Annotated in this window: 2 protein-coding genes; one reads left to right on the top strand and one right to left on the bottom strand. The window is 78.2% G+C overall.

The features are described from left to right. Positions 1-732: type VII secretion integral membrane protein EccD (gene eccD, locus MCAG_RS17345; RefSeq protein WP_232290200.1), on the top strand; the 732-nt coding region annotated here is incomplete at its 5' end. A 21-nt stretch (positions 733-753) separates the two neighbouring features. Here eccD and MCAG_RS17340 read toward each other — a convergent pair. Beyond that, positions 754-1,302, bottom strand: coding sequence for a type VII secretion protein EccE (locus MCAG_RS17340; RefSeq protein WP_007074280.1), 549 nt, complete (start codon positions 1,300-1,302; stop codon positions 754-756). Positions 1,303-1,401: the final 99 nt, after the last annotated feature.

Below are 1,401 nucleotides of genomic sequence, written 5' to 3'. Positions count from 1 at the left end.
CGGTCGCCGCGCTGGCGGTCGGCGACCCGGCTGCCGCTGTTCTTCGGGGCGGTCGCCGTCGGCGGGGCGGTCGGCTTCGGCGCGGTGGTTGGCCTGGCGTTCTCGGTGGGCGCGCCGGCCGCCGCCGCAGTGGTCGCCACGGTCGCGTTCGCCGCTCTGCCGGCCCTTCCGATGGCGGCTTACCGGCTGGCCCGGCTGCCCGTGCCGTCCATCCCGACCGGCCCGGACGACCTGAAGACCGACACCGAGACGGTCGACGGCCGCAGCGTGCTGCGACGGAGCGAGCGGGCCGACGCCTTCCTCACCGCCCTGCTGTGGACGGTCGCTCTGCTGGTGCTGGGTGGGGAGTTCGTGCTCGCCCTCGACGGCCGGCTGCCGGCGGTGCTGCTCTGCCTGGTGCTGGCCCTGCTGTCGCTGCTGCGCGCCCGGCCGTTCCTCGGCCGCGCCCAGCGCGCCCCGGTGCTGCTGGCCGGCAGCCTCGGGCTGGGCCTCGCGGCGGCGGCCACGTTCGCCGCCGGCGGGGCGGCGATCCGGCTCGGCGTGGTCCTCGGTGGACTGGTCGTGGCGGCCGTGGTCAGCCTGATCTACGGGCTGACCGTGGCGGGCAAGCGGATCTCGCCGGTCTGGGGGCGGTTGCTGGACATCGTCGAGATCCTGCTGATCATCTCCCTGGTCCCGTTCGCGGTCTGGGTCTGCGGCCTGTACGGCTGGATCGTCAACCTCCGCCCCTGAGCCGGCGGGGGCCCGCAGGGCTCACTCGGCGCGGTGGTCGATGACGCGACGGGCCACCGGGGCGGTGGCGTACACGGCGGGGCCGTGCTCGCCGTCGAGCGGCCGGGCCGGCACCCCGGCCCGCCGGGCGATGTCCCGGACCACCTTGACCAGCGCCTCGACGTGATCGGCCGGGGCCGCGACGCGCAGCAGCGGCGGCGCCGGCCGGTCGCCGGGGCGGACCACGGCGGCGAGCGTGTGCGACGGCGCGGACGTGGCGGTGACGGCGTCCACCAGGGGCCCCCAGGCGGCACCGGCGCGGGCGCGCAGGGCCAGGCAGCGCTGGGTCCAGCCGCCGCCACGCAGGCCGGTCCAGGTCTCCGACTGCGGCTCGGGCGTCAGGTCCAGGCCGGCCCCCGAGATCAGCGCGGCGCCCAGCTCGTCGCGGCCCAGGAGCCGGTGGGCGAGGCCGGCGGCGTGCAGCGCCTTGCCGAGCCGGCCGACCGCCGCGGCCACGGTCCGGTGCACGCCGAGCGCCCCGCCGCCCCGGGTCACCGCCTCGGTGCGGGCGTCCCGCACGGACAGCCGCACGGCGACCCAGAAAGGTGCGGTGGGCGGCCGGGGCCGCGCCCGGTGTCGGATACCGGAGGAGGGTGTGCGAGACGACCTGGGCCAGCGACACCGGCGCGG

The sequence above is a fragment of the Micromonospora sp. ATCC 39149 genome, from assembly GCF_000158815.1.
Classification (GTDB): Bacteria; Actinomycetota; Actinomycetes; order Mycobacteriales; family Micromonosporaceae; genus Micromonospora.
This window is presented reverse-complemented; position numbering and strand designations above follow the sequence as displayed.